At 39.6% G+C, this 1,923-nt stretch carries 1 protein-coding gene; it reads right to left on the bottom strand.

Annotation, left to right across the window (positions count from 1 at the left end; genetic code table 11):
- The coding region (locus tag FBT53_RS15875) for a malectin domain-containing carbohydrate-binding protein (RefSeq protein WP_136952169.1) at positions 1-1,923 on the bottom strand (1,923 nt) is incomplete at both ends.

The raw sequence follows: 1,923 nt of genomic DNA, 5'->3' as shown, positions 1-1,923 counted from the left end.
TATCTGTAACGTTTATCGTTACTTCATCCCATATTCCTGTTGGGGTATGGTTAGGGTTAAACAGTTCTAACCGTATAGTGTATTCTCCTTCCTCTAAACCATCAATAACTATTGGGTCATAACTGTAATGTGGCCCTACCATAACACCGTCTATATAATAGTGCATATGCGTATCCCCATTGGCTATGGTCCAGTTTTGTGTTGCAAAAGCTATCTCAAAAGGAACATTCACATTGGAGCCATCATTTGGAGATAGTATTGTAATAGATGCTTGTTCACTAAATGCGTCTGGTGGCAATATCTCTATTGCCGATAATTTTGCGCTACCATCAACATTCTCGAATGCTATACTTGCCAAACCATCCGTAATCAAAACATCATCATATTCTTTTATCAATGCTGTAGCAGAGTTGGTTTCTGAAAGTATATTGAAATCAGACAACACTTCTTCCCCTTCAATACTTACATTAAAAACTCTGGTTCCTGTATTACCTCCTACACCAATGTAGATTTCCGCAAAATGTAAACGAATATCATACTTGCCTGATATCATAATTGGTATCTCGTAATTCATGTTGCCATAGCGTTCAGATTGGTACAATAAATCATCCGAAGTATTTGCTATGGCCAACGATGATGCCGTATAGGTCTGCCCGCCCGTTACATATTGATCAGCACTAAAAATACCATAGCTCGTGGTTAGCTCACCAGCTCCAGCATTTATCCGTATGGGCGTAAATATAGAAAATGGATAGCTATCTGGTTGTATGGTTAACCCTACTGTATTTTCTATATTAGAAATACTCAAATTATACTGAACATCTGGTGTTAGTTGCGTTGTGGTGAGTAGTACTGTTCTACCATCTTCTTGTAAGACAGCCGCATTGATAGTAATGCCATTATCCAACACATAATTAGATAAATCTTCTGCCGTGGTCGCTGTTACCTTTTCATTGAAAAATACCCGAACTTGAGTCGTGTTTATCGATTTTACCTCTTCTACTACTGGAGCTGATTTGTCTACCGATACTCCTACACCCACAAATTCTATGTAGTTTAAATCTACAATGCCTGTCCCTGCTGATGCGTTTTTAAATACTATATACAAATCATGCTTACCGACTGGGTCTACGATTCCTAGCTCCACATTGGCCCAATCGTTGGCGTTACCCGTTACAGGAACTGCACTTGTACCTAACAAGGTTCCCGTTGGACTATCCAATCGCAATTCTATACTACCCCCTGAAACACTAGAAGATACACGATAGATTAAAGATGTTATATTCTCTAGATTACGCCCTTGATAAACAATGTAACTATTATGGTCTGCACGTATAGCATCCTCTGCTCCACCTAAATCATCTGTATTTTGAATAATGTTGATTCCTTGAGATGAATCATCGTAATGCTCTGCTTCTGCTACCTTAGGATATATTCGTATCTGACCAAAGGATTGTAATCCACCATTGTCTGTATAATTAGCATTAAGAACATAAAAAATATCTGCCTCTCCGTTGGTCTGATGACCTTCTGCTCCCAATGTTAAATCTTGAGGACATGCATCTATGGAAGGCGTATCATGAAAGTGTGTTAAATGCCCTAAAGAAGGGGTAACCACAACATCTTCGCATGCAATACCACTACCTTCCGTACCTGGGTTTCCGCTGGTATCCCCATCTTCCACATCACTAACGCTCAAAGCAACGCTAATATCATCTCCCCAACTCATAAAGCCTCCATCTGATGGGGAGGTAAAAGTAAAACTAGCTAAATTATTACCTGCATGTATGGTTAGGTTGGCTACACCTGTGCCCCCGTTACCATCTGATACTCGTAACTGTACGTTATATGTACCTGCTGTGGTATAGATAAAGGTAGGATTCTCCATAGTACTATCCGTACTTGGTGTACTCGTATCAAAAT

Source organism: Flavobacterium sp. ASW18X (assembly GCF_005144745.1).
Taxonomy (GTDB): Bacteria; Bacteroidota; Bacteroidia; order Flavobacteriales; family Flavobacteriaceae; genus Croceivirga.
The sequence above is the reverse complement of the archived record's forward strand: the minus strand, read 5'-3'. Positions and strand labels throughout refer to the sequence as shown.